This window comes from Kocuria sp. CH-021 (assembly GCF_049716185.1).
GTDB lineage: Bacteria > Actinomycetota > Actinomycetes > Actinomycetales > Micrococcaceae > Kocuria > Kocuria cellulosilytica.
The window spans coordinates 1-24,167 of the sequence record NZ_JBNAFK010000031.1; the positions used below are offsets into that span (position 1 = coordinate 1).

The following is a 24,167-nucleotide window of genomic DNA, read 5'->3' on the forward strand; positions in this document are numbered from 1 at the left end:
CATCCAGCCGGTCTGCCCATCGACACCCTCCTCGTCAGGGTGTTGCGACGACCGGTTGAATCCGCCCAATTTCGATCACGGAAATTCGGCCACGCCCTGAACCGACACGGACTGGTCGGCTCAATGGGCAAGGTCGGTGCGGCCGGAGACAACGCCGCGATGGAGAGCTTTTTCGCCCTGCTGCAGAAGAACGTCCTCGACCGACGCTCCTGGGCGACCCGGGACGAGTTGAGGATCGCCATCGTCACCTGGACCGAGCGGACCTATCACCGGCGCCGGAGGCAAGCTCGTCTGGGGCGGTTGACCCCCATCGAGTACGAGACCATGATGAAGCCCGCCGTGACCCTCGCGGCATGAGACCCCACCTGTCACCTATTCGTGCGGCAGTCCCCTCCGCTGGCGCACGCCTCCCTCGAGCTGGCCGACCTGGAGGCAGATCTGCCCTATGCCGAGGTCGACTTCACGCCCGCAGGGCTGAGCGAGGCCGACGAGGCCGATCTGGTCGCCTTCGGCTACGGCCCCCGTGATGGGCCTGGTCCGCGGGCTGCTCGCCACCGTCATCGCCCCGGTTCCGGCCTCCGACGCGCCGGGCTACCTATTCGTGGACTTCGAGTCCACCGGGCTGCCGTTCCACCGCGACGGCACCCCGAACGAGCACTTCGTGCCGCTGCAGGTTGCCACGGCCGTCGTGAGCGCCGATCTGCAGGTCGTGGCGACCTATGAGGCGAAGATCAACGCCGAGCCCGAGCACCTGGCCGCGATGGACCCGTTCGTCGTCAACATGCACACCGAGACCGGTCTGCTGGCCGCCCTGGAGGCAGGGGAGGGCAAGGACCTGGAGGTCGTCGACGCCGAGCTGGCCGCGTTCGTCGCCGAGCACGCGCAGATGCTGGGTGACGCCAAGGGCAAGTACGAGATGGCTGGCAACTCCGTCTCCGGGGTGGACGCCCCGGTGATGACCGGCTTCTTCCGCGCCTCCAACGCGGCGCGCTCCCACGGGGTCATCGACGTCTCCTCCGGGCGCCGGGCGTTCCTGCGCTACGCCCCGACCGTGGACGCAGCCTTCCCTGACTCCGGGCGCAACCACGACGCCTTCGCCGACATCATGGGCTGCATCAACGAGTACCGGCAGCAGACCCGCGCCGGGTACCTGCTGACCGAAGGATTCGCCCGCACCCAGCACTGACCGCACGAGCATCGGCCGGCGCACCGCCTCGACGGTGCGCCGGCCGTCGTCGTGCCCGCCGGCGCACGGGCAGCGCGCGGGCCGCACACAGTCTGGTCATGACTCAGCAGATCAGCGGCCAGACCGCAGCAGCCCGTGAGACCGCCCGCACCTCCACCGGCCAGTTCGGCACCCAGCCCAAGTCCGAAGCCGAGCTCGAGCTCGACCCCCAGTACGCCCACGAGACCGCGATGGCCGACCGGTACGCGGCCAGCTTCCGCGGCCTCGAGCTCGCCGGCCACGAGGACGACGAGTTCGCCGCCGCGGTGACCATGACGTTCCAGGCCGCCGACCAGCACGACCGGGCCCGGATGGACCGGGCGTTTCCGGGGCTGCGGATGGCGGCCGACGAGGCCAGCTACGGTCCGCAGATCTACGGGCCGGCCCGCGTCGACGACAACGACATCGACCCGCCCCACTGGGCCTCCTACCGCAGCGGGAAGGGCGGCTACAGCGCCGGGTCGTTCACCACGAACCTGATGGACCTCTACGACGCGGAGACCACTACCGACAATGACCGTCAGGCGATCTCCCAGTGGTGGCCGCACCTGGCCGCAGCGCTCGACGAGCACAGCTGACGGCAACACGGCGCCCGGTGCGCTCGTCGACCGCGAGGCGTTCAGGTGCGCGCCGCGGAGTGCGACACACTGGCCGGAAACACGTCGCTCGAGAGGACCCGAAGATGACCGACTTCACGGACCGGGCGTGGACCAACCACGCCGGCGGGTACTACGTGTGCACGCACTCGGGGTGCAGCAAGAAGGCGGACTGGAAGATCACCGACCACGGCTGCTGCGGCCGGTGCTCCCAGGGGCGAGGTCACTATCACGCCGCGCTTCAGAACTACGCCGGGCCGGGCACCTTCGCCCACCGCTTCGACGAGGTGGTCACCAAGCCGGGGCGCTGCGGCACCTGCGGCGAGCCGCCCGAGGCGCACTGAAGCCACGCCCTCGCCGGGGGCGCATGCCCGACGACGGACGCAACGAGCCCCGCACCGGAATCCGGTGCGGGGCTCGCGTCGTGGTGGGGGAGCAGGTCAGCTGTTGAGGCCGAATCCGGCCCACAGCTGCGCGTCGCTCATGCCCGGGAGGCTGTCCAGAGCGGCGCGCATCGCGGCGGCGTCCTCCTCGGCCTGGGTCTGCGGGTAGTCGCCCTCGTCGGACTCGGCCTCAGCGACGGGAGCCGGGGTCTCGGTGACGAAGGGGTTGGGCGTGCCGGCCGCGCCCAGGCGGTGGCCGAGGTCGCCGATGGCCGGTCCGAGGTGGCGGACCATGAAGGCGACGAGGTCGAAGTACTGCTCGCGCACCTCCAGCGGCTGAGCCGACAGCGGAGAGACCGCGGCGGCTTCGGCGCCGATGTCACGGGCCCACAGGGCTTCGGTGACCTGGCGGTTGAGCGTGGTCATGTCGAGGTGCTCGTAGATCGGCTGGTGCTGGTCGGGGGTGCGCTGGGGCTGAAGGTTCTCCATGCCCTCCATGTGTGCGGCGCCGCTGCGTGCCTCGCTCACCGGTGGGCGTGGGCGAGGATCAGCCGCAGGTGGTCGTCGTTCAGGCCCGCGCCCTTGGTCGTCATCGGAATCAGCTCCACGCCCTGGCCTGCGGCGTTGGTGACCGCCGCGGCGACGTCGTCCGCGTGGTCCTCGAGCTCGTCGTCGGCCCACAGCAGGGTGCCGGTCTGCGTGGTCTGCGAGATCCAGGTGAGCACCGACTGGGCCTTCCACCACATCGTGTCGGTGGCTTCCACCGGCAGGACGGTGGTCTTGCCGAAGACGGGCAGGAATGCCCGGGTGGCGTCCGTGCCCCAGCTCGAGCAGAAGGCCAGCGGTCCCTCCCACGCTTGGAGGAGGTTGATGACCCGGTTGGGGATCTGGACGGTGCCGTGTCCGGCGACCTCGACGGCGGTGGTCTTGCCGGTGACCGAGGACCCCACGACGGTGCCGTTGATCCCCAGCACCAGGCCGGTGGCCGGCGCGGCCGGCGTCGCGCGCTCGTTCACCGGGTTGCTCGGGCAGGTGCTGCGGAGCGCTCGACGAGACGAGCGAGGAACGCACCGGTGCTCACCGGGTGCGCCGCGGCCGCCACGAGCTGCTCGAAGTGCGGGTGGGTGCTCAGCACCGTCGTCGGGCCGGCCGGCAGCGGCAGTGTGAGCCCGTCGATCGTGGGGCTCTGGTGGAGGGTGTGGGGGACGGACACGGTCAGTGCTCCTCGGTGGGGGTGGCGGCCTCAGCGGCCGGGGTCTGGATCGGGATCGAGGCGACCGCCTCGGGGGTCTCTGCGGCGGCCGCGGCGGCGACCACGAGCAGGCACAGGTCCACGCTCAGCCGGGAAGCGCGCACGGCCTGGTTGATCAGCGGCCAGCACTGGGTGGGGTCCAGCGCTCGGCGTCGTGCCGGGGGGGGGGGGGGGGGGGAAGCCGTAGCAACGCATCCCAGCTCAGCTGCTGGAGCCGGGCCCGGCGCACCGGATCGGTGACCGGGACGAAGACGGTGCGCATCGCCGGGGTGCCCTTGGAGCGGATGACCTCGCAGAGAGTCTCCCCGAGCTCACCCCAGTAGAGCAGCGCCAGCCGCTCGTGGGTGGGAAGCTGCTCGATCTCGGTGACGAGCTGGTCGAGGAGTTCCTCCGCCGGGGGAGACGGTGGCGCGGGACGGGTCGATGCGGTCGTCATGGGCGGCGGTGCTCCTGCGCTGGGCGGGGACGGGTTCGATCCTCATGTGTGCGGCGCCTCCGGTGCCGGCGGATGTGTGATCAGCGGCGGCCGGCCCTGGATTTGCTTTAGTTACGCTCAAGTAAGGACGCGACCCGTGCGCCACGACGCGAGCAGACCCCACGACTCTGCTGCCCCCCGCGCCGCACACATGACCCGATAGAAGGCCGCGCCCGCAGCGTGCCCTCGCGAGCAGATTTCCCCACCACCGCCATGCCCTGATCCGATAGGACCCCCGCCACCATGAACCGACAGAAGCTCATCGACCGGGCAGGACTCCCCGTCCTGTCCCTGGCGGCAGCAGCCGTCGTGGCCATCCCCGTGGCCGCCTACGCCGGCGGTACCGGTGACCTCCAGGCCGCTTCCCACACCTCCACCGTCTCCATCCAGGCCCCGGCCTCCGAAGCCGAGCTGAGCCAGTCGGTGGGTGCGGCAGTCACCAACTCCGGCACGCTGTCGGCGAAGCAGATCACGCAGATCGCGCAGAAGTTCTCCGTGGAGGAGGACACGGTCCGCTCGGTCGCCAAGAAGATCGGTGCCTCCGTACAGGGCCCCGGCGTATCGGCGGTCACCGTTTCTGCCAAGGGGAAGCTGATCTCCGGGCACAACGGCGAGGTGCCCGCCGGCGCCATCGTCGCCCCGGCCCAGCCGGTGACCGTGCTCAACGGCGGCCAGTATGGCTGGCGCTTTGCTCCCGACGCGGTCGGCGCCGGGAAGCTCGAGTTCCACAACGGCACCGACATCGCCGCACCGACCGGCACCCCGGTCGTTTCCGCCCTGCCCGAGGGCACAGTCACCGCGGTGTTCTTCGACCCCTGGGGCGGAAACCGGGTGGAGGTCACCCACGCCAACGGCGCCAAGACCACATACTCCCACCTGCACAGGGTCAACGTCCACGAGGGCGACAAGCTGGCCCTGGGCGAGCAGCTGGGCTCCGTCGGCGCCACCGGCGCCCGGGTGACCGGACTGCACCTGCACTTCGAGGTGTGGGTGGACGGCGAGCACGTGGACCCGCAGCGCTTCGACTGGGTCACCGACGCCCAGGTCATCCCGGCGGTCAACGACGGCTACCAACTGTCCAAGACGACTCCGCCGTCCGACCTCGACGGCATCCCCACCGCCCCGACCGGCGAGGAGATCAGGAAGGCCGCACAGAAGGCCGAAGCCACGAAGAAGGCCGAAGCGACGAAGAAGGCTGCGGCTGACAAGGCTGCTGCCACGAAGAAGGCGGCCACCGAGAAGGCTGCGGCCGACAAGGCTGCGGCTGCGAAGAAGACTGCTGCCCCGAAGGCTTCCGAGCCCGTGAAGGCCAAGGCTCCCACGAAGCCCGAGAAGGTTCAGGCCCCCAAGCCAGCCGCCCCGGTGAAGACTGTCACCTCGGCTCCGGCTCCTACCAAGACCGCCGCTCCGACTCCGGTCAAGACGACTCCTGCGCCGGTGGCCACCACCCCGGCGCCGGCCAAGCCCGCCGCTCCGGTCGTCACCCCGGCGCCCACCCCGAGCCCGAGCCCGACGGCGACCCAGTCCGCCGCTCCGGAGCTCACCGAGCAGCAGCAGTACGCCTCGGCGACCGCCGACACGGACAAGGACGGGATCGTCGACCGCCTCGACGAGGACATCGACGGCGACGGCATCCTCAACCTCGTCGACACCGACCTGGACGGCGACGGCATCCTGAACCTGAACGAGTCGCCGGCCGCGATGTGGATCGTGCTGGTCCCCTGATCGCACCCCATGAGGAAGGCCCCGCCCGGACGAACCGGTGCGGGGCCTTCGTCTTTTCCTACAGCGTGGAAGCGCTTCGCGGCTCCACGATGCTGAGTCTACTCCCTCGCCTGCCATTCGGTGAGAGCCTCTTCGGCATCGTCCATGCGATCAGGACAGTCGTAGGCGATGGCCAAACGGATCGACTCTGGCGTCCCCAACCTCACCGCAACCCACATCGAGGTCCCGGATTGTCTCAGCCCCCTATCCATGTGCGCATCGCAGAGCCGATCGCGCTCGAACTTCCGATAAGCGGCCACATCGTCCGGGACGACGCCGATCGCAGCCAGGTCCGCTGCGTAGTCACCGGTGATGGTGACACCGCCGCTGGACCCGCTCGACGGCTCGCCGGAGGACTCGTCGTTGCCCTGTGCCTCCTCCTCGGCGACCTCCTCGAGCAGCTGGTCAAACTCCGCCTGAGCTTGCGGCAGGTACTCCAGCAGCTCCCGCCGCTGCTCGGACTGTGGGTGGTCCGGGCACAGGGCCAGCGAGGAGCCGTAGTGACGGATCCCGCCCGGGGTGCCCTTGTCGCCCAGCGGGTCATCCGGGCGGTACAGGCACATGTCGATGGCGACGGTGACCTTCTCCTCCGCGTCGTCCGCGTCGTCGAATCCCTCCCACATCTCTTCCACCGGCGTCCGGAACTCTTCGCGCGGGACGCGGTTGCCGTCCGCGTCCGTCGCGTCCTCGAAGGCGAAGTCGAAGGTCTCTCCGTCGTGCGTGTCGCAGCTCTTCCCGTCGGCGATGAGGTCCCACGCCTGCCCGAACGTGGTGACGTCCGTGGAGGGGGAGGCGATCTTGTATCCATCCACCAAATCACCGCAGTAAGCCTCCACCGACGTGTTGCGTCCGATTAGTGCGGCGGAGTCACCGTCAGAAGCGCCCTCCCCCGCGGCATCGGAGAAGCAGGTGTCGAGAACGGCGCTGCCGGCGTCGGCGAAGCCGGAGAACTCCAGGTTCAGGTTCTGGTTCCCGGTGTCCTCGGCGTCCACGATGGTGCGCGGGATGGCCGCAACGGCTTCCAGATTGGGGCGGATCGAGTCGTCGGCCGTGGCGATGATGGGGTCGAAGGTGTCGACCAGCTCCCGGGCACGGTCGGAGGTGGCCATCGCCGTCTCGAAGTCCTCGACCTCGGAGAGCTCCTTGGCGTAGTCCGTGACGTCCTGCATGACGCCGATGCCGCCGTCAGGAGCGAGCTGATCGCAGGTCTGAGAGACCGGCACAGCGTTGGCCGCCGATCCGGCAGAAGCCTCGCCGGCGCCGGATGATCCGCAGCCGGTGAGCAGCAGGGCTAGCGAAGTGAGTACGGGGGCAGCGACGCGCATGGGGGGACCTTTCACCAGGGTTGGGATCAAGGTACCTGCGGTGGTGATCCAGCTGCGGCAGCGACCCGACTGCAGCATTCTCAGACGTTGAGCAGAGCCCGCACCGAGGTCACCCGGTGCCAGCTCTGCTCGGCGCCTGTGAGTCTGGGGTTAGCGGGCGCGGCAGACGCGGACCGGGACGAACTCCTCGCCGTCGAAGTGGCAATCCTCGGGGTGGTTCTCGATGTAGGCCCGCACCTGCGCGGAGCTGGAAGTCTCCAGGTCGAGGTGGTCGCCTCCGCGTAGCGGGCGGGGTCCACGAGCACCCGGACGTCCTCCACCATCACGGCCCCGCGCATCCCGTCGGCCTGGGCATCGGTCAGCGCACCCGCGTGCTCCCCGGCCAGTTCACGTCCGGCAGCGGTGTCGGCCGCGGAGCGGGCCTTCAGCCCCTCGACGACGATGTCTTCGACCGGAATGGCCGCGGCACGGGCGGCCGCAGCGGTCAGCGCCGCGTTGACCCCGCCGTTGTCCACGCTGGGATCGACGGACTCCGCCTCGATCGTGTCGCCGTGGAAGTAGGACAGGCGCTGCCCGAAGCCGGGGTCATGGGCCTCGACGATCTCTGCGATGTCCTTCTGACGGGCGCGCTGCCAGGCGAAGGGGTCCGGGTGGTCGGCACCCAGGCACCGGTCGGTGACGCTGTCCAGGTCGAATTCGTGCTCGACCTGGATGAAGTCCCCGTGTTCGTCACGCACGGTGGTGAGCCGGCGGACGCCGGGCCCGGCGCCGGTGACGATGTACTCCTGGTGGGTCGAATCCCGCGCCCCGCGGCGGAAGGTCATCGGGGGCGCGCTCAGCGCCGGGTCGACCGGAGCGGGGCCGATGGGGGTGAGGTCGATGTCGGCCTCAGCCAGGGGCTGGGTGCCGAACTTCCCGTCGGTGGAGCGTGCGGCTTCGCGGGCGGTGGCCGCGGTGGGGGAGATGTGGCTCGTCATGGACGGATTGTGTGCGGCCCGCACCTCCGGGGATCAGGGGTGCTGGCCGCGTGAAGGGTTGATCAGGCGCGCAACTGGTCCATGGACTCCGGGCAGCCAGCGGGCTCCTCGGGCCATCCGACGAGCATGGACTGGCGGTTGGCTTCGGCTTCCAGGAGCTCAGCCTTGGCGATGAGAGTCTGGGGGTCCTCGGTGCGCACATCAGCGGCGAACCGCTGGAACGGCGCCAGGCGCTTCTCGATCCGCTCACGGTTCTGCTCGTAGAGCTTCTCCAGGGTCGGCTGGTGACCGGTCAGGGACTTGCGCTCCCGTGCCAGCTTGGCCTTCAGCGGGGAGTCCTCCGCCAGGTCGGTCGTCACCTGGTCGATCTCCGCCACGGTGCGCCGGGAGTCGCGGAGCTCCCCGCGGTACTTCATCAGATTCTCCGCCTCGCTGCGGTACATGCAGCGCTGCTGGTGAAGGTTCTGCATGGCAGTGGTCAGCTCCCGCGGGCGCTTGGGGTCGTAGCCGCCTCCTCCGACAGCGGCGATCAGTGTGTCTGCGGAGGGGAACTCGTCGGCCTGCAGAGCCTGCTCGATCTTCGCCGCGGTCTCGGCGCGCTCAGCGGTAGAGGCGGCGCGGGCACGCAGGGCCTTCGCCTCGCTGGACGACTTGGACGCCAGCCGCCCCGGCTCCTGGTCAGTGCCTTCCTGCGGGTGCTTGCCGACGCGGTTGGCCCAAGGTGCCATCTGACCGGCTCGGATAGCATCCAGAGCCTTGAGGTCACCCTGGTGGCGTCCTGCTTCGACCGCGGTGCGCGCGGCGGCCTGGTCGGGGATCGAGAAGTACAGGTCGGCGTAGGTTTCGTCGTAGTCGGCGTCCTCGTCGGTGAGGTAGTTCGGGTGCCCGGTGATTGCGTCCATCACGCATCCGGTGCATCCCTGCGTGCGACCGTTCTCGTCCGTCTCGTCGTCCTCGTCGTGCCAGCACTCCCGGTTGCCGCCGCCGTTGCGGGTGTGGACGTGGAGTACCAGACCCTCACCGCCGGACTCGTCGGCGGCTTCGACGATGGAGGTGCTGCGCTCCCGGCCGAGGTCAGTGTTCTCCAGGCCGGCCAGCGACTGCTGGTACCCCACGCTGGTCAGCCGCTCCCAGTCGGGGTGGGCTGCGGAGAACGCGGCGGCGTCGCGGTAGCGGCTCTGGAAGGCGGTCTCGAAGTTGTTGCCGCGCCCGTCGGTGGCGGGCAGCACTGGGAACTGCTCGAGCAGCTCCCGCAGCTGCGTCTCGGCGGCCTGTGTGGGGTCCATGACGGGGTTCGTGGCGTCGAGGTCGATGTCGGCCTCAGATCGAGCCTGGGTGCCGAACTGGCCGGTGGACGAACGGGTGGCCTCGCGGGCGGAGACGGCGGTGGAGGAGATCTCGTTGGTCATGAACTGACTGTGTGCGGCCCGCGCTGTTGGAGGTCGAGTGCACCGGGGCGCGGTGCCTGTGCGCGGCTATTGGCAGATCGGCCCCGTGGCGGTGAGCGTGTTCTCTCCGGTCTCCGGTGGAAATGACGTGACGTCGGCATCGGGGTGGTTCACGATCGGGGCCGGCAACCCGTCGCAGGCCACGGGGCTCGCGTAGTAGCTAAACGTCGTCAGGACAACACCCAGTGGGTTGTTCAGCACGGCGATCAGCTCCTTGGCGTCCTCTTCGTGGACGTATGGAAGGAGATTCACCCCGGCGCCCAGTAAATCTGGGGTTCGTTCCAGCGGGTACGTCCCTCCGGGGGCAAGCGCGTTGTCCTCGGCACCCACCTCGCCCAGATGGAGCATCTCGACGAGGCAGTACTCGTCGGTGAGGTAAAGGCCGGCAGCAGCGGTTTCTGCCATCTCCCGGGCGTCAAGGGTGGGGGTGAGTGCTGCTCTGTACTGCATGGCCTGCTCGCACACACCCGTCTCGGCGGGGTAGTAGAAGTACCCCTTCATGCTGAAGGGGGGCATGTAGGAGGTTGCGCTGCCGGGATTGGAGACGGTCAGGTCGACCTCGGAGTCGTAGTTGTGCACGTCGAGACCCGCACCGTCAGTGTCTGGAGTGTCTTCGGCGGTGTACTTCAAAGTGATGGACCCGGCGACGCGGATCATCTGCCCGTCTGTGTCCTCCGCGTTCCCGGAGTCGACCTGTTCCACGTGCTCAGGCTTCGTCGCGGGAGCCGTCTCGGTCGCGGTGGGCGCCGATGACGGCTGAGTGCTCGAGCTCCCTGACGGGCTCTGTAACTCACTGGCCTGACCATCGGGGGAACCGCACCCCGCCAGGGCCAGCAGCGCCGTCAGTGCGATTCCGACAGGGGTGGGGCGACGGTGCATGAGGGACTCCTGGCGATCGGGGGCGACGCTCTCAACCGGAACCATAGAGCAGTTTCTCTTTGCAAAGGCGCGATGGCGTGCCTTGGAGGCGATATGTCGGAGCGTGACGAGTGCGGCCCGCGCCACCGTTGACCGGGGACGCGGGCCGCGGATGCCAGCTGGACCTTGAGGGTCAGGAGCGGGTGCCCCAGTTGGGCTCGGTCTGGGCCTCGGGGTCCATCGCCGCGGCCTTCTCCAGGTCGATGATGATGAACCGCTCGTTGGTGGGGCCCTTGATGTGCTCATCTAGCACGTCGTCGACGTAGGAGGGGTCCTCGGGGGTGAAGGCGTAGCCGACCTCGCACAGCTGCATCGCGCCGTCGGCGATCTGCAGCTCGTAGGCGTCCATGTCCTCCTCGATCATGTTGTCCTCGCTGTCGGCCAGACCTACGACGTCGAACTGCCGCTCTCCGTCGCCGTTCTGCTCGAAGTAGATGTACTTCGCCTCCGGGTACTCCTCGGCGAGCACCAGGGCGGCGGCCTTGACCGCGTGGCGCTGGTGGGTGCGGACGGTCTCGTCGTAGACGTCGCCGACGAACTCCGGCTCGTGGTCACCGTTCTGGAGGCGGGTCATCGCGGCGTTGTAGCGCTGCCGGGCACGGTATCGCCCACGTCCACGACGTTGCCCTCGCGGTCGGTGGCGGAGGACAGCACCCACGGGTCGTCCTCGCCGGGCTGGAAGGACAGCGACTCGGCGCCCGAGCCGGAGGCGCGCAGAGCGGTGCCGACCATCTTCAGGGTCGCGCGCTGGTAGGCGGCGGACGCCTCGAAATCGGCCTGGGCGTTGCCGGCGCCCTGGGCGTCGACGATGCGGGCGCCGATCTCGGTGCGCAGGTCCTGGAGCTCGTACACGGTGGGGTCGGCCGCCAGCTCGAGGTCGGCTTCGGGGGCCGGCTGGCTGCCGAACTTGCCGTCGGTGGCGGGGGCGGCCTCGCGGGCGGCGGAGGCGGCGGGGGAAACAGGAGGGTTCGTCACGACCGGAATGTGTGCGGCCCGCCCGCCCGGTGAACGGGGCAGATGGGCCGCAGACGACGTTGTGCGCAACGTCAGTCCTCGTCGGGGTGGAGGCCGTCGAGGTCCTCCTCGTCCCAGTCCTCCTCGCCGGGGACGGGGGCGACCCGCTCGGGCGTGGCGTCGAGGTCCATCTGCGCGGCCTTGGTGAGGTCTATGGAGATGCGGCGGGTGTCATAGCCGACCACGTCGTGGGAGGCGACATCTCCGATCCAGGATCCGTTTTCGTTGACGAAGAAGTAGCCGACGTCGGCCAGGGTCATCGCCCCGTCGCCCAGCTCGATGTCGCCGGGGCTAGTGTCGCTGAAGACGATCGGGCGACCGAGCTCGCCCTCCAGGGCGACGACGTCGAGCTGTCGCTCCCCGTCCTCGTTCTCCTCGATCACCAGGCGCTGGATCTGCGGGTACTCCTCGGAGAGCATCAGGGCTGCGGCCTTGACGGTGCCGCGCTGGCTGATCTGCACGGCCTTGTCGTAGGCGTCGCTGTGGCGGAACAACGGGTCGTGCTCGCCCTCCTGGATCCGAGCTGCGGCCGTGTTGGAGCGCTGCCAGGCGAGGAACGACTCACGGGTGGTCGGGACCGGGAAGGGGTTCTTCAACGGCGCGTCGGCGGCGTTGTCCGCGAGTAGCACCAGGGTGTCCTCGTGGCAGTGGCCATGTCGGTGATGTGGAACCCGTCGCGGGTGGTCATCAGTGCGTTGCCGACGTCCTCCCAAGTGGCGTCGGTCCCGGGTACAGTCTCGCCCAGTTCCACGGTCTTGCCCTCGTGGTCCATGGCCTCAACCAGACCCCAGGTGCCCTCGGTGGTGGGCGCGAAGTACAGCTCGTCAGCCTCCGACTCGACCTCGCGCAGCGCGGTGCCGACCATCTTCAGCGTCGCCCGCTGATAGGCAGCCGATGCCCGGAAGTCAGCCTGGGTGTCCCGGGCCTCCTGGGCATCGGCGATGCGGGTGCCGAGCTCGTCACGCAGGTTCTGGACCTCGGCCACGCTGGGATCGGTCGGCAGCTCGAGGTCGGCCTCGGCCAGCGGCTGGGTGCCGAACTTCCCGTCAATTCGGCGGGCGTTCTCGCGGACGGACTCGGCGACAGGGTTCTGGTTCGTCATACCTTTCATGTGTGCGGCCCGCCGCCACCGCGAACAGTGGACGACGGGCCGCAAGCGCTGATCCTGCAGGTCAGAGAGTTACGTCGGGGTCCTTGGCAAGGCGGGTGTGCGCCTGGCGCAGGGCCTCTGCATGAGTGCCGACGGGCAGACCCTTGGCGCGGTCGCGGCCGGCCAGCAGACCATGGCCCATCTCAGGGAACCCGCGGTAGTCCTCCAGCTCGAAGCCACCCTCGGTGACGAGCACGCGCTGCACCAGCGCCTCCTCGGTGTCGGTGATCCGCATCTTCACCAGCAGCGTGTCGCTCTCCTCCGGCCCGGAGTACCAGTCCCGCAGGTTGAGCTGCTCGCCGGCGGCCACGTCTCCGATGCCGTCACCATTCTCGAACTCACGGTCGCGCACCGCGGCGTCGTGGCGCGTCTCGGCGCCGACGCGGATGTCGCGGAGCACGTCGGCGGTCGCGGCCAAGCGGATCTCGTGGCGCAGACCGTGGATGCGGTGGTGGTAGCTGTGCTGCCGGTAGCCGGCCGGGCCCTCGAACCCGTGGTCGCTCACGATCAGAGTGCGCGCCACCACGGGTGGTGGCGCGCACCTGACCGGTGGGGTCGCCGGCCACGGACAGGACCGGCTCCACGTTGGTCACTCCCGCCTCGGTGAGCTTGGTGGCCTGCCCGTCGTTGGCGTAGACCTGGCGCAGCGACATGCCGCGGGTCGCCTTGCGTACCTTGCCGATGACCTCGTCGGTGTTCTCGGCCGAGAAGTTCCGCGAGACGCTCAGGCGCCGGTGCACCTCGGCGAGCTCGGCGGCGTTCATCTCCTCGTCCTGGTACTGGTCCGGGTGGATGTTCAGGTCCCGGGGGTCACCCATCGGGGCAGGGGCGTCGAAGCGGAGGTGGTTCTCGAGGAGAGCGGCCATCATCGTGCGGTGCTGCTCGCGCAGCGTGGCGCGCCCGGTGCCGCGGCCGTCGCGGTCCACGACCTGGTAGCCGGAGGGGTAGCCGAACAGGTCGCGGTCGATCGCCGACTGCAGCTCCAGGGAGCGTCCTTCCAAGATGCCGCCGGGCACGTCGTAGAGGGCGAGCACCTCCCAGGCCGCGTCGCTGTTGGTGCCCCGGTCCCGATCGGCGTAGGCGGAGGAGAGCACGCTGATGCGCACCCGCGCCTCGTACGTGTCGTGGTCCTGGAAGAACTCCGGGTCGTCGAGGCGGTCGGTGAAGGCGGTCAGATCCGCGTATGTGAACCGGTCGTAAGTAGCCTCGGGGCCAGCCGGCAGGGCAGCCTTCACGACCTCCAGGTTGAGGCGGTCCTCCAGCTCGAGGTCGGCCTCGGCCAGCGGCTGGGTGCCGAACTTACCGTCGGTGGTGCGAGCGGCCTCGCGGCGGGAGGATGTGTCGGAGGAGATGTTCTCGTGGGTCATGACCGGAATGTGTGCGGCCCTGGCTCGCTCCGTCCGCTGCCGGTTACTGCTAGGGGCCGTACCTGTTCGGACCGGTGGACTCGCAGTCCAGACACAGCGCGAACCCCGTGTCGAATCCTGGTCCGCCGAACGCCTGACTATAGCCGTCTCCGCCGAACATGACGTCGTTGCCTCTCTCTCCGAACAGCAGCGTCTGGTACCGGAATCCCACGCCATCGTCACCGGTGATGTCGGCGAACAACCGGTCGTTGTCGTCGCCCCCGTACAGGTAGTCGATGCCGGTGCCTGCGCGCATCACGTCGGCGCCTGAGCCGCCGTACATGTCGTCGTTACCCGAGCCGCCGTTCATCCCGTCATCGTCGTTGCCGCCGTACATGATGTCTCGACCGCCGTCGCCGTTCACAGTGTCTTCGTCGTTGCCGCCGTACATCCGGTCTTGTTCGGAGCCACCGTTCAGCACGTCATCGCCATCGCGGCCGTACATGTGGTCTCTACCTGCGCCACCGAACAACCGGTCGTCTGCCGGCCCGCCGTCCAAGGTGTCGTTCCCGTCGCCGCCGAGAAGCCTGTCGTTGCCTTCGCCACCTAGTAGCCCGTCAGGGTCGTCGCTACCACGGAGGAGGTCATCGCCGTTCTTCCCCTCCAAGGTGTCCCACCCTGGGCCTCCGTCCAAGGTGTCGTCGCCGGATCCGCCGTCGATGCGGTCATCGCCTGGTCCGCCCTCCAACGAGTCAGGAAAGATGCCTGGGCCGCCCTCCAAGGCATCGTCACCCCCTTGGCCGAGCACGGTGTCGACACCCCGGCCGCCGTCGATGTGGTCGGGTCCCGCCCCTCCGGTGAGGGTGTCGTTGCCTCCACCGCCGCGAATGACGGCCGGTGCGGTCACCCGCGAACCGAGCTCCACTCGATCGTCCAAGTCGCCGGCGTCCACCACAAAGGAGGAGATGAACCGCACGGGGCAGTCGATCGTGTCTGGAGCTATTTGTCTGCAGCTGGCTCTGGCGGTGATGGTGTCGCTGGTGTCCCGGATTCTGTACTGCGGAGGTTCGAGATCACTGTCGACACGTGCGATGGTGATGTCGTTGACCGTCCCGGGCGCGGCGACCACGCCGAAGACCCCGTTCGAGTTCGTCACGCTCGTCGCCGCGTGAACCGGCGATTCCCCGACCCACAAGAAGGCTGCGGCCAAGAGCGCGCCGGAGAAAGCCGCAATCACCTGTCCTCGACTGCTCGGTGCAGGTGCTGCAACGGGTTCTCCAGGTCTCGGTGGCTGGCCGGTGGCGGGAACGACTTCGGGACTCGCTGATTTGCGCATGGTGATCGCTCCGTCGGCATTCCGGGTTCGACTCGCGCAGACGGCCTCTCACCTGCGGGTCGTTGCACGCGAGAGGCTACACACGTCACCGCGGCAACCGGGTACGGCCAGGCTAGATCTGCGAGGAGAGGGTGACGGTCAAGGTTTCATCACGGGGACCATGCACCCGAATGTGACGCCGCAGCGAGTGTGCAGAGCTTGCCGCACACATGGAGGTCACCGGCAGGGCGCCCTTGCCGTACTCCGAGCCTCACTTCCGGGACCGCGCTCCCATTCCGAGGCGACCGAGGACAAGGTCCTCTGCGGGCCGGGCCCACCCTCCTCTGCGACGTATCCGATCTTCGGCGTGCAGTAGGGCGCGGACCGCTACGCCGGAAGGAGATCGTCATGCCTCGCACCAACTCCTCGGCCTAGACCCACGTGCGTGCCCTGCAGGCCGCCCTGGCCACCGAAGGCTTCACGGTCAACTACACGCAGGCCCGCCGCATCTGGGACTCGACAGCGGCCGCGGCCGCCGGCGCATCGTCTGCGGCTGCCACGCCTCGCGCCGGCATCCCCCTCGGGACCGCGTTGCTGCAGGCCGGCGCGAAGGTTCCGAGAAGCCGCCTGCTGTCCGACTATCACCCCGCTGCGCCGTCTCCTGCTCCCACCTGCGCTTTCATGCTTCCCTCCGACCTCACCCCTGGGGTTGCGCTGCTGAAGGCCATCCGGGTCGTGCTGCGCGACCAGGGCGCCCACGTGGCATCTGCGGTGGACCCCGAGTTGCCGCCTCTGGACGGCCACCGCGACGACCCTGATCTCCTCCCCGCGCTGGGCTGGGAGCATCGGGGCGACGGCGGCTACACGCCCTGCGGGCCGCGGATCGGAACGATGGCGTGGGACGAGGACGAGGGCGACTGGCTCATCGTGCTCTACTCCATCACGGCGTTCGAGGAGGTCGCCAGGCGCATCCCGCACCTGGTCCCCTCGGCGCAGAACCCCGCAGCGGCCTGGCAGTTCATCTGGGAGGAGCTCCTGACCGCCCCGGGGAGGCGCCGGCGCACGCGCGGCGGAGTCCTCGAGAGCACGACCAGGGTCCGCATGGGAGACCAGCAGATCGCCGGCGTACCCGTCCTGCTGTCCACCCTCCTGAACCTCGGAGACGCCGTGGCAACGGACGACGTCGTGGCCACCGCCGTGGCCACCGCCGAGGCGTCCACGACCCCGTGGACGCTCGTGGACGCTGGGGCCTTCGCCTGGAACCCGGTCGCGCACGGGAACCTGCTGATCAGCGGCGGAACGCCTGCCGATCGCAACCTGGTGCAGTCGCGGCTGTACTGGGACGTGGGCACCTCCGATGACGCGGATCTCGTTCGTGTGAACGGGGTGATCGGCTCCGGGTTCGACCGCGCGTTGCAGCGCGACCGTGAGGCCGTCGCCAGCGGCACCATCCCGTCGCGCCCGCTTGTCGTGGACGTGGTCAAGCCGCTCTCCGAACTGCCGCTGACCTATGACGGCGCCTCCGTCTACCACCAGGTCAAGAACCTGGCGAGCGCTGGATCTGCGTCCAACACCTTCATCCTGGCCCGCGATGACAAGCCCTCGTCGGTGCTCGAGAACGTCGAGCACGCTCTGCTGGGCCCGTTCGGCCATGGCACTGCTGATGAGATGGGCCTGTACGAGATCCCTGGGTTCAACAGGCCTGCACCGGGAACGGCCGTAGTCTCCTACGGCCCATAGGATCCCGAGACCACACGACGCCCCGCCCACCAGCACGGTGGGCAGGGCGTCGTCATTGTCCGATTCTCAGAGACTCGACCACTTGCGGCCGATGGCGCCCGTCCTCTGATTGTCGGTCCCGCCGTCGTCGGTTGCGGCCACGTACGTGCCCGTCGACCAGTAGATCCTGCCGTTCTGGAACTTCTGGTCGCCGGCCATCGCCGTGCCCCCGCCACCGGACCCGACCACCGCGACGAACGCCACCGCCAGCGCCACCTGCTGCCACCTGTTCATGACTGCTCCCTCCATCGAGGGCATCAGCGTAACCCCAAGTCAGTTGGGGAAAACAGGACCAGTCAGCGCCAGGGGCCGGGTGCGTGTCGTGGGTGATCAGGCGCCGGCGCGCCACTGCTCCTCTGTGACCGGCCACTCCTTCTCCGCCAGCGCCTCGTAGTCACCCCACCCCTGGTCGCGCTCCACCAGGCGGGAGTACTGCTCGCGGTACTTCTGCCCGCCGGCCCAGTAGTCGGTCTCCGTGGCGTGCTCGTGCAGCTTCGTCGGCGGGATCCCGGCCCGGGTCATCGCCGCGGCCTTCTCCGGGGTCACCCCGGCAGCCACGATGTTGCCGTAGCGCACCAGCGGCTTCACGGTCAGCGGCCCGAAGTCGTAACGGGTCGCCGGGGCGAAGACCGTGTCGGCGTAGGCGGCACCGACCTGGTCCGGGGTCTCGTAGCCGGAGGCGATCATCTTCGCCGCAGCCTCGGCCTCGTCCACGTCGAGGGTCCGGTGGTCGTTGGCGGCCGCCCAGGTGGTGGCCTGCTCGGGCGCAGGTGCCCGGCGACCCCGACCACCGTCTTGGCGCCGCCGACCGAGGCGGAGGCGTCCAGGTAGGCGGCCAGATCCTTGCCGCGGATAATCCCGGCGTCGGCGTAGGAGATCAGCTCGCCGATCTCGGAGTGGGAGGAGCGGTGGTGCAGGGAGCGCAGCATAGCCGGGGCGTGGCCGGCGGCCTCCCAGGCATCGAGGTCGGCCTTGGAGCGCACCGCGCAGACCTTCGGGCCGTCGTCCTTCACGTGCTGGGCGGTCAGGCCCTTGGCGACGATGTACTGGGCGTCGGACTCCCGGTTGTGCTCGCCCATGCTGTTGACCGGCAGCGCGTCGCGCACCTGCTGCAGGTCCTCCAGTGGCAGTCCGGACTCGATCCAACGGGTGCTGGTCTCTCCGGCGGCGAAGAACTCCGCCGCGCGGGTGCCGCGGTCGGTGTCGGTGAGGGCGGCCAGTGCGGTGTAGCGCTTCCGGCGATCCTGGATCTTCATCGCCTCGGCGATCTCGGAGATCTCCGCCTGCGCCAGTGTCTCGGTGACCCAGCCCGAGCCCGTGTCCCGGGCCCAGGACACTCCGGCGGCCCGCAGGCCGGCGGCACGCTCGGGGGTCAGGTTCGCGGCGATGATCTGGTGCGGGCGGTCGCAGTGGAGGTTGCTCGCGTCGGCGAAGTCCTCCTTGTCCTGGTAGCCCATCGCGCCGAGGGTGTCGCACTCCTCGGGCTTCGGGTACTGGGAGCTGAAGGACCGCAGCGGGTGCGACCGGTCGGTGTATGCGCGCATCATCAGCCGCTTACCGTAGGGGAACTGGCAGGCGTCCACCGACTGCTCCAGGTGGTAGATCATTCCCGGGCCCAGGTCGGCGGCCAGGGTGCGGCGGTGGTCGTCGTACTCGGCCTCGTCGGCATCCGACCAGGTGTTCGGGTCGACGCCGGCTGGACCTCCCGAGGGGTCCACCAGGTCCAGGTCGGCCTCGGCGAGCGCCTGGGTTCCGAACTGGCCAGAGGTGGTGCGGGCGGCCTCGCGCGCAGCAGCGGCGGAGGCGGAAACATGAGGGTTCGTCATGACCTGACTGTGTGCGGCCCGCCTGTTGGAGAGCCGGTGGGCCGGATCTCTTACGTGCGCGGATTTGGTGCGATACGTGACCAGCCAAGGAACGCTGCACGGAGATCGAGGCTCACTCGGCGTGGGGCAGTCCGCCAGAGAGCAGGGCGGGACCGGTCAGGCGCTCGGGGAGGCGCATGGTCCGTGTCCTGTTCTGCGGAGGTAACAATGGGGACGAGACCGCCATCACGACGCCTCTTCGCAATCGCACATGTAGCCTGCCGGTGATGAGCTCGTAGGCAACAAGGGGGAGTAGTGAAGCGCACTGGGGTGGTTCTGGCGGCCGTACTGACGGTGGTCGGCCTGTCTGGATGTGGGGACAAGCCGGCCTACGCGACGGACGATCGCGGCGTGGCGCTGTCCCCGCAGACCTTGGCGTCGGACAGCGAGGTGTACGCCGCCTACAAGCAGCTCTACCCGAACAGCAACTACCTGGGGGGACAGGCCGGCTTCGTCGAGCAGATGAAGAAGAGCTGCGCCCTGATGATCGAACAAGACAGCGGTGACCTGGTCCTGATGGGAATCCTGATGGAGTCCGACGTCTCGGGTTCAGTCCCCAACTACATCGCTCACGCGCAGCTGTGGACGGAGAACTACTGCCCGAACATGACCGGCGAGGTCGCCGAGGCGATCCAGGAGGGGAAGGCGCGCGTCCGCGAAGGGTGAGGCGGCCGGTTCAATAGCCGAACCCGCCGCGGTGGTCCGGGATGCCGAACGCCTCGCACACCGACCCGGCGGCGTACTTCGCCCCGCGCCGGTCGGCGCGCCAGTTCACCTCCATGTGGGCTGCCATCGCGTCCCGGGAGGTGCCGTACTCTCCCTCCACCGCCACTCGCGCCAGCTCGGCGGCCGCCTCGGCGTCGGAGACGCCCAGAGCCTCCAGATCCATCCCCTCGAAGTGCAGCGCGGCACCGACCGCCTCCACCGTGGAGTCCTGCAACGACTCACCGGTCAGCAGGTGCCGGCCGCTGCGTCCGGCCGCGAGCTCGCCGACGATGCGGTCGAAGTCCTCGGCCGGGTTGCGGGTGCGGTAGGCGTGCTGGTCGAAGACGTCCTGGCGGCCCATGCCGCGGGCGGCGTCCTGAAGCTCCAGCAGGCAGTAGTCGGGGTCCTTGTGGCGGGACTGCAGCGCGATGACCATCGCGTCCTAGTCCCGAGGGCTCCGCGTCTCGCCTTCGGCCGGGTCGGAGGCGGCCGGCAGCTCGAGCTCGGCTTCGGGATGAGGTTGGGTGCCGAACTGGCCGTTGGCCGCCCGGGCAGACTCCCGGGCGGCGTCAGCGTCATGGACCACGCTCAGTCCTCGTCCTCGTCGTCACGCTCGCGGAAGATCGAGGAGCTCAGCTGGTCCGACAGCGCCTCGACGTCCTCACCGGCGAAGTGGTCGTCCCACCCGTCGGTCTCGTTGCCCTTGTCCTCGGCGGCCACCGTCCAGAACTCGTGGAAGTCGTCGGTGCGCAGCTCCGTCTCGATCCTCTCGTCCTCGGTCTCCTCCAGGGTCAGCTTCCCGACCTGTTCCACGTCGGTGATCACCACCGCCCCGGCGGGCGGATCGGCCATCTTGTCGAAAGACCAGCCACCGGGCAGTATGGCCCCCTCACCAGATCGAGCTCTTACATGCCCATCCCGTACCGCGGTGCTATCGGTGGGCCCAGCCGAGGGGTCGGCTGCGTCGAGGCGCTCAAGTTCTTCTTCACCCGCTACGCCCAGTTCACCGGTCGCTCGCCGCGCTCCGAGTACTGGTGGCCCGTCCTGTTCTTCGTCGTCACGACCCTGGCCCTGACGCTTCTGGGCCTCTCCCTCGGCACCCAGCCCACGTCCGGCACCGGGGACGCCCTTACTCTCAACGACTTTGGAATCCTGATCCTGCTCGTGCTGGCCGTGATGATCCACGGCACCATCGTGTCCTGCATCGCGGTGGCGGTGCGTCGTCTGCACTACGCCGGCCTGCCTGGCTGGTTCTACCTGGCGATCTTCCTCCCGTATGTCGGCAACGTCGCCTTCATCGGTATCGACCTGCTACCCCCGAAGCTTGAGGGCGCGCGCCTGAACCGGTGACACCCCCCCGCATCGGTCAAGGGCCGTCGATCCTCACGGGTCGGCGGCCCGTCGTCTTTTGGCCGGTCGGTGTGGCAAAAAGTCACACGCTGGTGAATTGACCTTGAGCGCAGCCCCGGATCATAGGCTGTTTGCGACAGCAACCGTCACAGCGAGAAGGACGACATGAGCACTCACGATCCCTACAGCTCCCCGCAGCAGGAGCAGCAGCCCGGTCACAGGGAGCCGGAGAACCAGCAGCAGCAGCCCTACACCAGTCAGGGCGCCCCGTCCTACACAGGTCCGCAGCAGCCCGGTCCCTACGGCGGATACCAGGGCGGCCCGGGGCACCCAGGTCAGCAGTACCAGCAGCAGGGACAACCCTACGGTGGCGGCTACGCCGGCCAGGGCGGTCCGGGCTACCAGGGACAGCAGCAGCAGCCGGGGCCCTACGGCCACCCCCAGCAGGGCTACGGCTACCAGAACACCCCGGTGCGCCCCGGGTCCCAGCCTGGGGTTCCGGTCGGGTTCGTCGACGCGATCAAGCGCTTCTACGCCAAATACGCCCAGTTCTCCGGCCGGGCGTCGCGCTCCGAGTACTGGTGGGTCGCCCTGTACCTCGGGATCGTCTACTTCGTCCTGAGCCTGTTGATGGCCGCCGACACCAACGCCTTCGGCGAGACCGGAGCCTTCGGGTCACTGATCGCCCTCCTGCTGGGCATCTTCGCGCTGGGCCACCTCGTGCCCACTATCGCCATCGGGGTCCGGCGCCTGCACGATGTCAACATGTCGGGGTGGCTCTACCTGCTCGTGCTGATCCCGTACCTGGGTGGGCTCGTCCTGCTCGTGTTCATGGTGCTGGCGCCCAAGTCGGAGGGCGCCCGGTTCGACCGGTGACCTGAGCTCCACCTCACCGCGGGCCGTCGATCCCACCCGGGACGGCGGCCCGCAGACTTTCCCTGCCAGCACTGCACCCCAGGAGAAGCCATGACTACCCCCGCCTCCAGATCCTCGCCACGCCGGTCGCGTCGGCGGACCGTAATGATCTTCGTCCTGGTCCTGCTGCTGGCCGCAGCCACCGCCGTGATTTGGTCGGTGGCCGCCGACGACAGCAGCAAGACCGCGCGCGTAGGCAAGAACGGAATCTCGATGTCCGTGGCTGACGCTCGGATCAGTGCCCCGGCCGGCGTGGCTGTCGAGGGCACGACGATCAGCGCCGAATCCACCGACGTGGATGTGTCCGGAGTGGCATGGGACAGTGCCACCGCTCTGCGCGAAGGACTGAGCATCGTCCTAGAGGACGAAGCGCAGCCGCAGCAGCCGGTCCAGCTGCAGTTCACCATCCCCGACGACGTGCAGATCCCCGAGGACGGCACCGTCTTCGTGGTTGCCTACAGTGCGGAGACGGAGGACCCAGAGCTGCTGCCGACTCAGTGGGATGCCGGAACCCGTACCGCCACGGCCACCACCGAGCACTTCTCGAAGTTCGTTCCCGTGTTGATCGAAGCCGCCAAAGCTGCCGCGGGCTTCGCCCGCGCGCTGGACCGGGTCATCACCCTGAAGACCAACCAGCCTTCCTGCTTCGGTCAGGACCCGCTGGAGGGTGATGCCTCCATCACCGTCTCCAAGATCAGAGGCAACGCGGTGTGGCCGTGCCTGAGCCTGGGGGAGGGGAAGCTGCGGCTGAACCTGCAGAGCAGCTCCTCGTTGATCTGGAAGCTCACCTCCACGCCCGAGCCGGACGAGGCCGCCCCGAATCCCAGGACCGGAGCGGGCCTGTTCGTGGCGCACGCGCACGCCGAAAGGGGCGCGGCCAACAAGGAGAGCCTCGTGCTGCCGAACGAAACCGCCAGCATCGACTACTCCGTCGACGACCTGCCGATCGATGTGCGCATGGACGTCGCCCCCGGGCTGATGATCCTGCACACCATCGGGCTTGCCTCCTCGGAGATACTCCCGGCGGACTGGGCCCTACTGGTCGGCGGCGCCGAGTGCCTCAACGATTTCTCCGAGCTGGTCAATGACGACACCGCCTATGACGACATCTTCATCGCCGGCCTCACCTGCTTGGGGGCCGCAGTCGGAGGACCGCCGGGTGCAGTTCTGGCAATGGTCGCAGGCGCGCCCGGGGCGCTGTACGGCTCCTTCTACGGATTCCTCTCCACCGTTTTCCAGCAGGACGTCCATGAGTTCAGGATCAAGCTCAGCGTTCCCGCCGCCGCCAAGGCGCCGGCCCCGGGCACAGTGCCGCTGTGGCAGCTGGACGCACGCAGCGGAGGGCTCTCCGGCGACTCGGTCGACAGCTGGGTCCGGGACGGCGACTCCGTCACGCTCCACCCCGGCAGCACAAGCCAGTGGGTCGGGTGCTTCGGCTCCGTGCAGGACACGACCTACCGGCTGCGCGGAGACTACTCCCGTCTGAACACCACGGTGGCGCTGCGACAGGGCACCCCCGCCGGGATGAACGCGACCTTCGAGTTCCTGCTCGACGACGAGCTCGCCCACACCGTCACCGTCACCGAGGGCACTGCCGGGGAAATCGTGGACCTGGACCTCACCGGAGCCCAAGAGCTCACCGTCACCGCGGCTACTGATGACGAGTGCACCAACGAGTCCCTGGCCTACGGCACGCTGCTGGGAGCAGCGGTCACCAAGTCGGAGGGCGCCGACCTCACCCTCGGGGACGTCTCTGAACTCAAGGGCTTCTGGAAGGGGGCCTACGGCGAGCCCGGGAGCTCTGACTACTACACGATGGAGACCAACCTCCAGCTCGGTGCGGACGACCAGGAGCCCCTGGAGGGGCAGGTCACCTATCCGGAGCTGGAGTGTCGAGGCACCTGGGCCGAGTCCCGCCGCACAGCCGAGGCGATCTTCTTCACCCAGTGGATCACCGAGGGCGCTTCCTTCCAGTGCGCTGACAACAGCACGGTGAAGGTCACGAGGACGGAAAAGGGCCTCCGCGCTTCCGTAGAGTCCCCGCGCGGGACCGACGACGTACGCATGGCTCTGCTGTGAACTGCCCCGGGCATCGGTGAGACGCTGACCTGCCCCACGGTTCGCTTACCCCGCCTCTGAGGATTACGACCCGCGGTGCGTCTCATCACCGGGGTGCTGGAGGGTCCGCGGACCCATGTACGAATAGCGATCGCTCAGCGAGCAGTCAGGGCAGGCGGATTCGCGTCTGCAACTTTCTGAGAAATCTGCGGACCCAGGGTGCTCGTTAACCGGCCCTTCCCAAATGAGTGTGGGTAAGGGCCCAAGCGGGGTGCGTGTCACGGGGGTCGGGTAGGGGTCGAGGCCT

At 68.8% G+C, this 24,167-nt stretch carries 31 protein-coding genes; 10 read left to right on the forward strand and 21 right to left on the reverse strand.

Annotation, left to right across the window (positions count from 1 at the left end):
• The 4 genes from ACPYN7_RS17065 to ACPYN7_RS17080 all read left to right on the forward strand — a co-directional run.
• Window positions 1-357, forward strand: a 357-nt coding sequence (locus tag ACPYN7_RS17065; protein ID WP_424348444.1) for an integrase core domain-containing protein, incomplete at its 5' end; no start/stop codon positions are given.
• 169 nt (window positions 358-526) lie between these two features.
• A complete protein-coding gene (locus ACPYN7_RS17070) occupies window positions 527-1,186 on the forward strand; it encodes a hypothetical protein (protein ID WP_424348445.1) in 660 nt (219 codons plus the stop codon).
• Between the two features lie 98 nt (window positions 1,187-1,284).
• Entirely contained in the window at window positions 1,285-1,803 is a 519-nt protein-coding gene (locus tag ACPYN7_RS17075; protein ID WP_424348446.1) for a hypothetical protein, read from the forward strand.
• Between the two features lie 104 nt (window positions 1,804-1,907).
• Window positions 1,908-2,165, forward strand: coding sequence for a hypothetical protein (locus ACPYN7_RS17080; RefSeq protein WP_424348447.1), 258 nt, complete (start codon window positions 1,908-1,910; stop codon window positions 2,163-2,165).
• A gap of 96 nt (window positions 2,166-2,261) precedes the next feature.
• On the opposite strand, the gene ACPYN7_RS17085 is transcribed toward ACPYN7_RS17080, so the two are convergent.
• Genes ACPYN7_RS17085 through ACPYN7_RS17105 form a run of 5 tightly spaced genes read right to left on the reverse strand, consistent with a single transcriptional unit; the run spans window position 2,262 to window position 3,892 of the window.
• A complete protein-coding gene (locus ACPYN7_RS17085; RefSeq protein ID WP_424348448.1) occupies window positions 2,262-2,693 on the reverse strand; it encodes a hypothetical protein in 432 nt (143 codons plus the stop codon).
• A 35-nt stretch (window positions 2,694-2,728) separates the two neighbouring features.
• Window positions 2,729-3,220, reverse strand: a complete 492-nt coding sequence (locus ACPYN7_RS17090; RefSeq protein ID WP_424348449.1) for a hypothetical protein — start codon at window positions 3,218-3,220, stop codon at window positions 2,729-2,731.
• Window positions 3,217-3,417: a hypothetical protein gene (locus ACPYN7_RS17095; RefSeq protein WP_424348450.1), complete on the reverse strand. Its 201-nt coding sequence runs from the start codon at window positions 3,415-3,417 to the stop codon at window positions 3,217-3,219. The genes ACPYN7_RS17090 and ACPYN7_RS17095 overlap by 4 nt, the downstream gene beginning before the upstream one ends.
• Window positions 3,418-3,419: 2 nt before the next feature.
• Window positions 3,420-3,560: a hypothetical protein gene (locus ACPYN7_RS17100; protein WP_424348451.1), complete on the reverse strand. Its 141-nt coding sequence runs from the start codon at window positions 3,558-3,560 to the stop codon at window positions 3,420-3,422.
• Between the two features lie 11 nt (window positions 3,561-3,571).
• Window positions 3,572-3,892 carry a hypothetical protein gene (locus ACPYN7_RS17105; RefSeq protein WP_424348452.1) on the reverse strand — a complete coding sequence of 107 codons (321 nt, stop codon included), beginning with the start codon at window positions 3,890-3,892 and terminating at the stop codon, window positions 3,572-3,574.
• 282 nt (window positions 3,893-4,174) lie between these two features.
• Between ACPYN7_RS17105 and ACPYN7_RS17110 the strand changes: the two genes are divergently transcribed.
• On the forward strand, window positions 4,175-5,656 hold the full coding sequence (locus tag ACPYN7_RS17110) for a peptidoglycan DD-metalloendopeptidase family protein (RefSeq protein ID WP_424348453.1): 1,482 nt from the start codon (window positions 4,175-4,177) through the stop codon (window positions 5,654-5,656).
• Window positions 5,657-5,754: 98 nt separating this feature from the next.
• Here ACPYN7_RS17110 and ACPYN7_RS17115 read toward each other — a convergent pair whose 3' ends face one another.
• From ACPYN7_RS17115 to ACPYN7_RS17165, 11 genes are all read right to left on the reverse strand, one after another.
• Window positions 5,755-7,020 carry a hypothetical protein gene (locus ACPYN7_RS17115; protein WP_424348454.1) on the reverse strand — a complete coding sequence of 422 codons (1,266 nt, stop codon included), beginning with the start codon at window positions 7,018-7,020 and terminating at the stop codon, window positions 5,755-5,757.
• A gap of 80 nt (window positions 7,021-7,100) precedes the next feature.
• Entirely contained in the window at window positions 7,101-7,997 is an 897-nt protein-coding gene (locus tag ACPYN7_RS17120) for a hypothetical protein (RefSeq protein WP_424348455.1), read from the reverse strand.
• Between the two features lie 62 nt (window positions 7,998-8,059).
• The gene (locus ACPYN7_RS17125) at window positions 8,060-9,406 is read right to left on the reverse strand and encodes a hypothetical protein (protein ID WP_424348456.1); all 1,347 of its coding nucleotides are present in this window, start codon (window positions 9,404-9,406) and stop codon (window positions 8,060-8,062) included.
• 66 nt (window positions 9,407-9,472) lie between these two features.
• Window positions 9,473-10,147, reverse strand: a complete 675-nt coding sequence (locus ACPYN7_RS17130; protein ID WP_424348457.1) for a hypothetical protein — start codon at window positions 10,145-10,147, stop codon at window positions 9,473-9,475.
• 349 nt (window positions 10,148-10,496) lie between these two features.
• On the reverse strand, window positions 10,497-10,937 hold the full coding sequence (locus tag ACPYN7_RS17135; protein ID WP_424348458.1) for a hypothetical protein: 441 nt from the start codon (window positions 10,935-10,937) through the stop codon (window positions 10,497-10,499).
• The gene (locus ACPYN7_RS17140; RefSeq protein WP_424348459.1) at window positions 10,934-11,338 is read right to left on the reverse strand and encodes a hypothetical protein; all 405 of its coding nucleotides are present in this window, start codon (window positions 11,336-11,338) and stop codon (window positions 10,934-10,936) included. Before ACPYN7_RS17140 ends, ACPYN7_RS17135 begins: the two co-directional genes overlap by 4 nt.
• Window positions 11,339-11,409: 71 nt before the next feature.
• Window positions 11,410-12,006 carry a hypothetical protein gene (locus ACPYN7_RS17145; protein WP_424348460.1) on the reverse strand — a complete coding sequence of 199 codons (597 nt, stop codon included), beginning with the start codon at window positions 12,004-12,006 and terminating at the stop codon, window positions 11,410-11,412.
• Window positions 11,970-12,479: a hypothetical protein gene (locus tag ACPYN7_RS17150; RefSeq protein WP_424348461.1), complete on the reverse strand. Its 510-nt coding sequence runs from the start codon at window positions 12,477-12,479 to the stop codon at window positions 11,970-11,972. Before ACPYN7_RS17150 ends, ACPYN7_RS17145 begins: the two co-directional genes overlap by 37 nt.
• A gap of 70 nt (window positions 12,480-12,549) precedes the next feature.
• Window positions 12,550-12,879: a hypothetical protein gene (locus ACPYN7_RS17155; RefSeq protein ID WP_424348462.1), complete on the reverse strand. Its 330-nt coding sequence runs from the start codon at window positions 12,877-12,879 to the stop codon at window positions 12,550-12,552.
• Entirely contained in the window at window positions 12,866-13,894 is a 1,029-nt protein-coding gene (locus ACPYN7_RS17160; protein ID WP_424348463.1) for a hypothetical protein, read from the reverse strand. Before ACPYN7_RS17160 ends, ACPYN7_RS17155 begins: the two co-directional genes overlap by 14 nt.
• A 49-nt stretch (window positions 13,895-13,943) precedes the next feature.
• Entirely contained in the window at window positions 13,944-15,110 is a 1,167-nt protein-coding gene (locus ACPYN7_RS17165; RefSeq protein ID WP_424348464.1) for a calcium-binding protein, read from the reverse strand.
• 519 nt (window positions 15,111-15,629) lie between these two features.
• Here ACPYN7_RS17165 and ACPYN7_RS17170 point away from each other — a divergent pair.
• The gene (locus ACPYN7_RS17170; RefSeq protein WP_424348465.1) at window positions 15,630-16,928 is read left to right on the forward strand and encodes a hypothetical protein; all 1,299 of its coding nucleotides are present in this window, start codon (window positions 15,630-15,632) and stop codon (window positions 16,926-16,928) included.
• A 66-nt stretch (window positions 16,929-16,994) separates the two neighbouring features.
• Here ACPYN7_RS17170 and ACPYN7_RS17175 read toward each other — a convergent pair whose 3' ends face one another.
• The 3 genes from ACPYN7_RS17175 to ACPYN7_RS17185 all read right to left on the reverse strand — a co-directional run bounded on the left by ACPYN7_RS17175 (window position 16,995) and on the right by ACPYN7_RS17185 (window position 18,793).
• On the reverse strand, window positions 16,995-17,201 hold the full coding sequence (locus ACPYN7_RS17175; protein WP_424348466.1) for a hypothetical protein: 207 nt from the start codon (window positions 17,199-17,201) through the stop codon (window positions 16,995-16,997).
• 96 nt (window positions 17,202-17,297) lie between these two features.
• Complete coding sequence (locus ACPYN7_RS17180; RefSeq protein ID WP_424348467.1) at window positions 17,298-17,681, reverse strand: hypothetical protein; 384 nt, start codon at window positions 17,679-17,681, stop codon at window positions 17,298-17,300.
• Window positions 17,651-18,793, reverse strand: a complete 1,143-nt coding sequence (locus ACPYN7_RS17185; protein WP_424348468.1) for a hypothetical protein — start codon at window positions 18,791-18,793, stop codon at window positions 17,651-17,653. Before ACPYN7_RS17185 ends, ACPYN7_RS17180 begins: the two co-directional genes overlap by 31 nt.
• A gap of 294 nt (window positions 18,794-19,087) precedes the next feature.
• On the opposite strand from ACPYN7_RS17185, the gene ACPYN7_RS17190 reads away from it, so the two are divergent.
• Window positions 19,088-19,498 carry a hypothetical protein gene (locus tag ACPYN7_RS17190; protein ID WP_424348469.1) on the forward strand — a complete coding sequence of 137 codons (411 nt, stop codon included), beginning with the start codon at window positions 19,088-19,090 and terminating at the stop codon, window positions 19,496-19,498.
• A gap of 10 nt (window positions 19,499-19,508) precedes the next feature.
• On the opposite strand, the gene ACPYN7_RS17195 is transcribed toward ACPYN7_RS17190, so the two are convergent.
• Window positions 19,509-19,973, reverse strand: a complete 465-nt coding sequence (locus ACPYN7_RS17195) for a hypothetical protein (protein ID WP_424348470.1) — start codon at window positions 19,971-19,973, stop codon at window positions 19,509-19,511.
• A gap of 152 nt (window positions 19,974-20,125) precedes the next feature.
• Window positions 20,126-20,389: a hypothetical protein gene (locus ACPYN7_RS17200; protein WP_424348471.1), complete on the reverse strand. Its 264-nt coding sequence runs from the start codon at window positions 20,387-20,389 to the stop codon at window positions 20,126-20,128.
• Between the two features lie 57 nt (window positions 20,390-20,446).
• On the opposite strand from ACPYN7_RS17200, the gene ACPYN7_RS17205 reads away from it, so the two are divergent.
• The 3 genes from ACPYN7_RS17205 (at window position 20,447) to ACPYN7_RS17215 (ending at window position 23,881) form a co-directional block, all read left to right on the forward strand.
• A complete protein-coding gene (locus ACPYN7_RS17205; RefSeq protein WP_424348472.1) occupies window positions 20,447-20,887 on the forward strand; it encodes a DUF805 domain-containing protein in 441 nt (146 codons plus the stop codon).
• Window positions 20,888-21,052: 165 nt separating this feature from the next.
• Window positions 21,053-21,763 carry a DUF805 domain-containing protein gene (locus tag ACPYN7_RS17210; protein ID WP_424348473.1) on the forward strand — a complete coding sequence of 237 codons (711 nt, stop codon included), beginning with the start codon at window positions 21,053-21,055 and terminating at the stop codon, window positions 21,761-21,763.
• Between the two features lie 144 nt (window positions 21,764-21,907).
• Window positions 21,908-23,881 carry an NPCBM/NEW2 domain-containing protein gene (locus tag ACPYN7_RS17215; RefSeq protein WP_424348474.1) on the forward strand — a complete coding sequence of 658 codons (1,974 nt, stop codon included), beginning with the start codon at window positions 21,908-21,910 and terminating at the stop codon, window positions 23,879-23,881.
• The last annotated feature ends 286 nt before the right edge of the window (window positions 23,882-24,167 follow it).

Excerpts from the sequence above, each read along its gene's own strand:
- ACPYN7_RS17070 (WP_424348445.1), top strand. The coding sequence starts at position 527 with ATGGGCCTGGTCCGCGGGCTGCTCGCCACCGTCATCGCCCCGGTTCCG.
- ACPYN7_RS17075 (WP_424348446.1), top strand. The coding sequence starts at position 1,285 with ATGACTCAGCAGATCAGCGGCCAGACCGCAGCAGCCCGTGAGACCGCC.
- ACPYN7_RS17080 (WP_424348447.1), top strand. The coding sequence starts at position 1,908 with ATGACCGACTTCACGGACCGGGCGTGGACCAACCACGCCGGCGGGTAC.
- ACPYN7_RS17085 (WP_424348448.1), bottom strand. The coding sequence starts at position 2,693 with ATGGAGAACCTTCAGCCCCAGCGCACCCCCGACCAGCACCAGCCGATC.
- ACPYN7_RS17105 (WP_424348452.1), bottom strand. The coding sequence starts at position 3,892 with ATGACGACCGCATCGACCCGTCCCGCGCCACCGTCTCCCCCGGCGGAG.
- ACPYN7_RS17110 (WP_424348453.1), top strand. The coding sequence starts at position 4,175 with ATGAACCGACAGAAGCTCATCGACCGGGCAGGACTCCCCGTCCTGTCC.
- ACPYN7_RS17115 (WP_424348454.1), bottom strand. The coding sequence starts at position 7,020 with ATGCGCGTCGCTGCCCCCGTACTCACTTCGCTAGCCCTGCTGCTCACC.
- ACPYN7_RS17120 (WP_424348455.1), bottom strand. The coding sequence starts at position 7,997 with ATGACGAGCCACATCTCCCCCACCGCGGCCACCGCCCGCGAAGCCGCA.
- ACPYN7_RS17125 (WP_424348456.1), bottom strand. The coding sequence starts at position 9,406 with ATGACCAACGAGATCTCCTCCACCGCCGTCTCCGCCCGCGAGGCCACC.
- ACPYN7_RS17135 (WP_424348458.1), bottom strand. The coding sequence starts at position 10,937 with ATGACCCGCCTCCAGAACGGTGACCACGAGCCGGAGTTCGTCGGCGAC.
- ACPYN7_RS17150 (WP_424348461.1), bottom strand. The coding sequence starts at position 12,479 with ATGACGAACCAGAACCCTGTCGCCGAGTCCGTCCGCGAGAACGCCCGC.
- ACPYN7_RS17160 (WP_424348463.1), bottom strand. The coding sequence starts at position 13,894 with ATGACCCACGAGAACATCTCCTCCGACACATCCTCCCGCCGCGAGGCC.
- ACPYN7_RS17175 (WP_424348466.1), bottom strand. The coding sequence starts at position 17,201 with ATGAACAGGTGGCAGCAGGTGGCGCTGGCGGTGGCGTTCGTCGCGGTG.
- ACPYN7_RS17185 (WP_424348468.1), bottom strand. The coding sequence starts at position 18,793 with ATGACGAACCCTCATGTTTCCGCCTCCGCCGCTGCTGCGCGCGAGGCC.
- ACPYN7_RS17195 (WP_424348470.1), bottom strand. The coding sequence starts at position 19,973 with ATGGTCATCGCGCTGCAGTCCCGCCACAAGGACCCCGACTACTGCCTG.
- ACPYN7_RS17200 (WP_424348471.1), bottom strand. The coding sequence starts at position 20,389 with ATGGCCGATCCGCCCGCCGGGGCGGTGGTGATCACCGACGTGGAACAG.
- ACPYN7_RS17205 (WP_424348472.1), top strand. The coding sequence starts at position 20,447 with ATGCCCATCCCGTACCGCGGTGCTATCGGTGGGCCCAGCCGAGGGGTC.
- ACPYN7_RS17210 (WP_424348473.1), top strand. The coding sequence starts at position 21,053 with ATGAGCACTCACGATCCCTACAGCTCCCCGCAGCAGGAGCAGCAGCCC.
- ACPYN7_RS17215 (WP_424348474.1), top strand. The coding sequence starts at position 21,908 with ATGATCTTCGTCCTGGTCCTGCTGCTGGCCGCAGCCACCGCCGTGATT.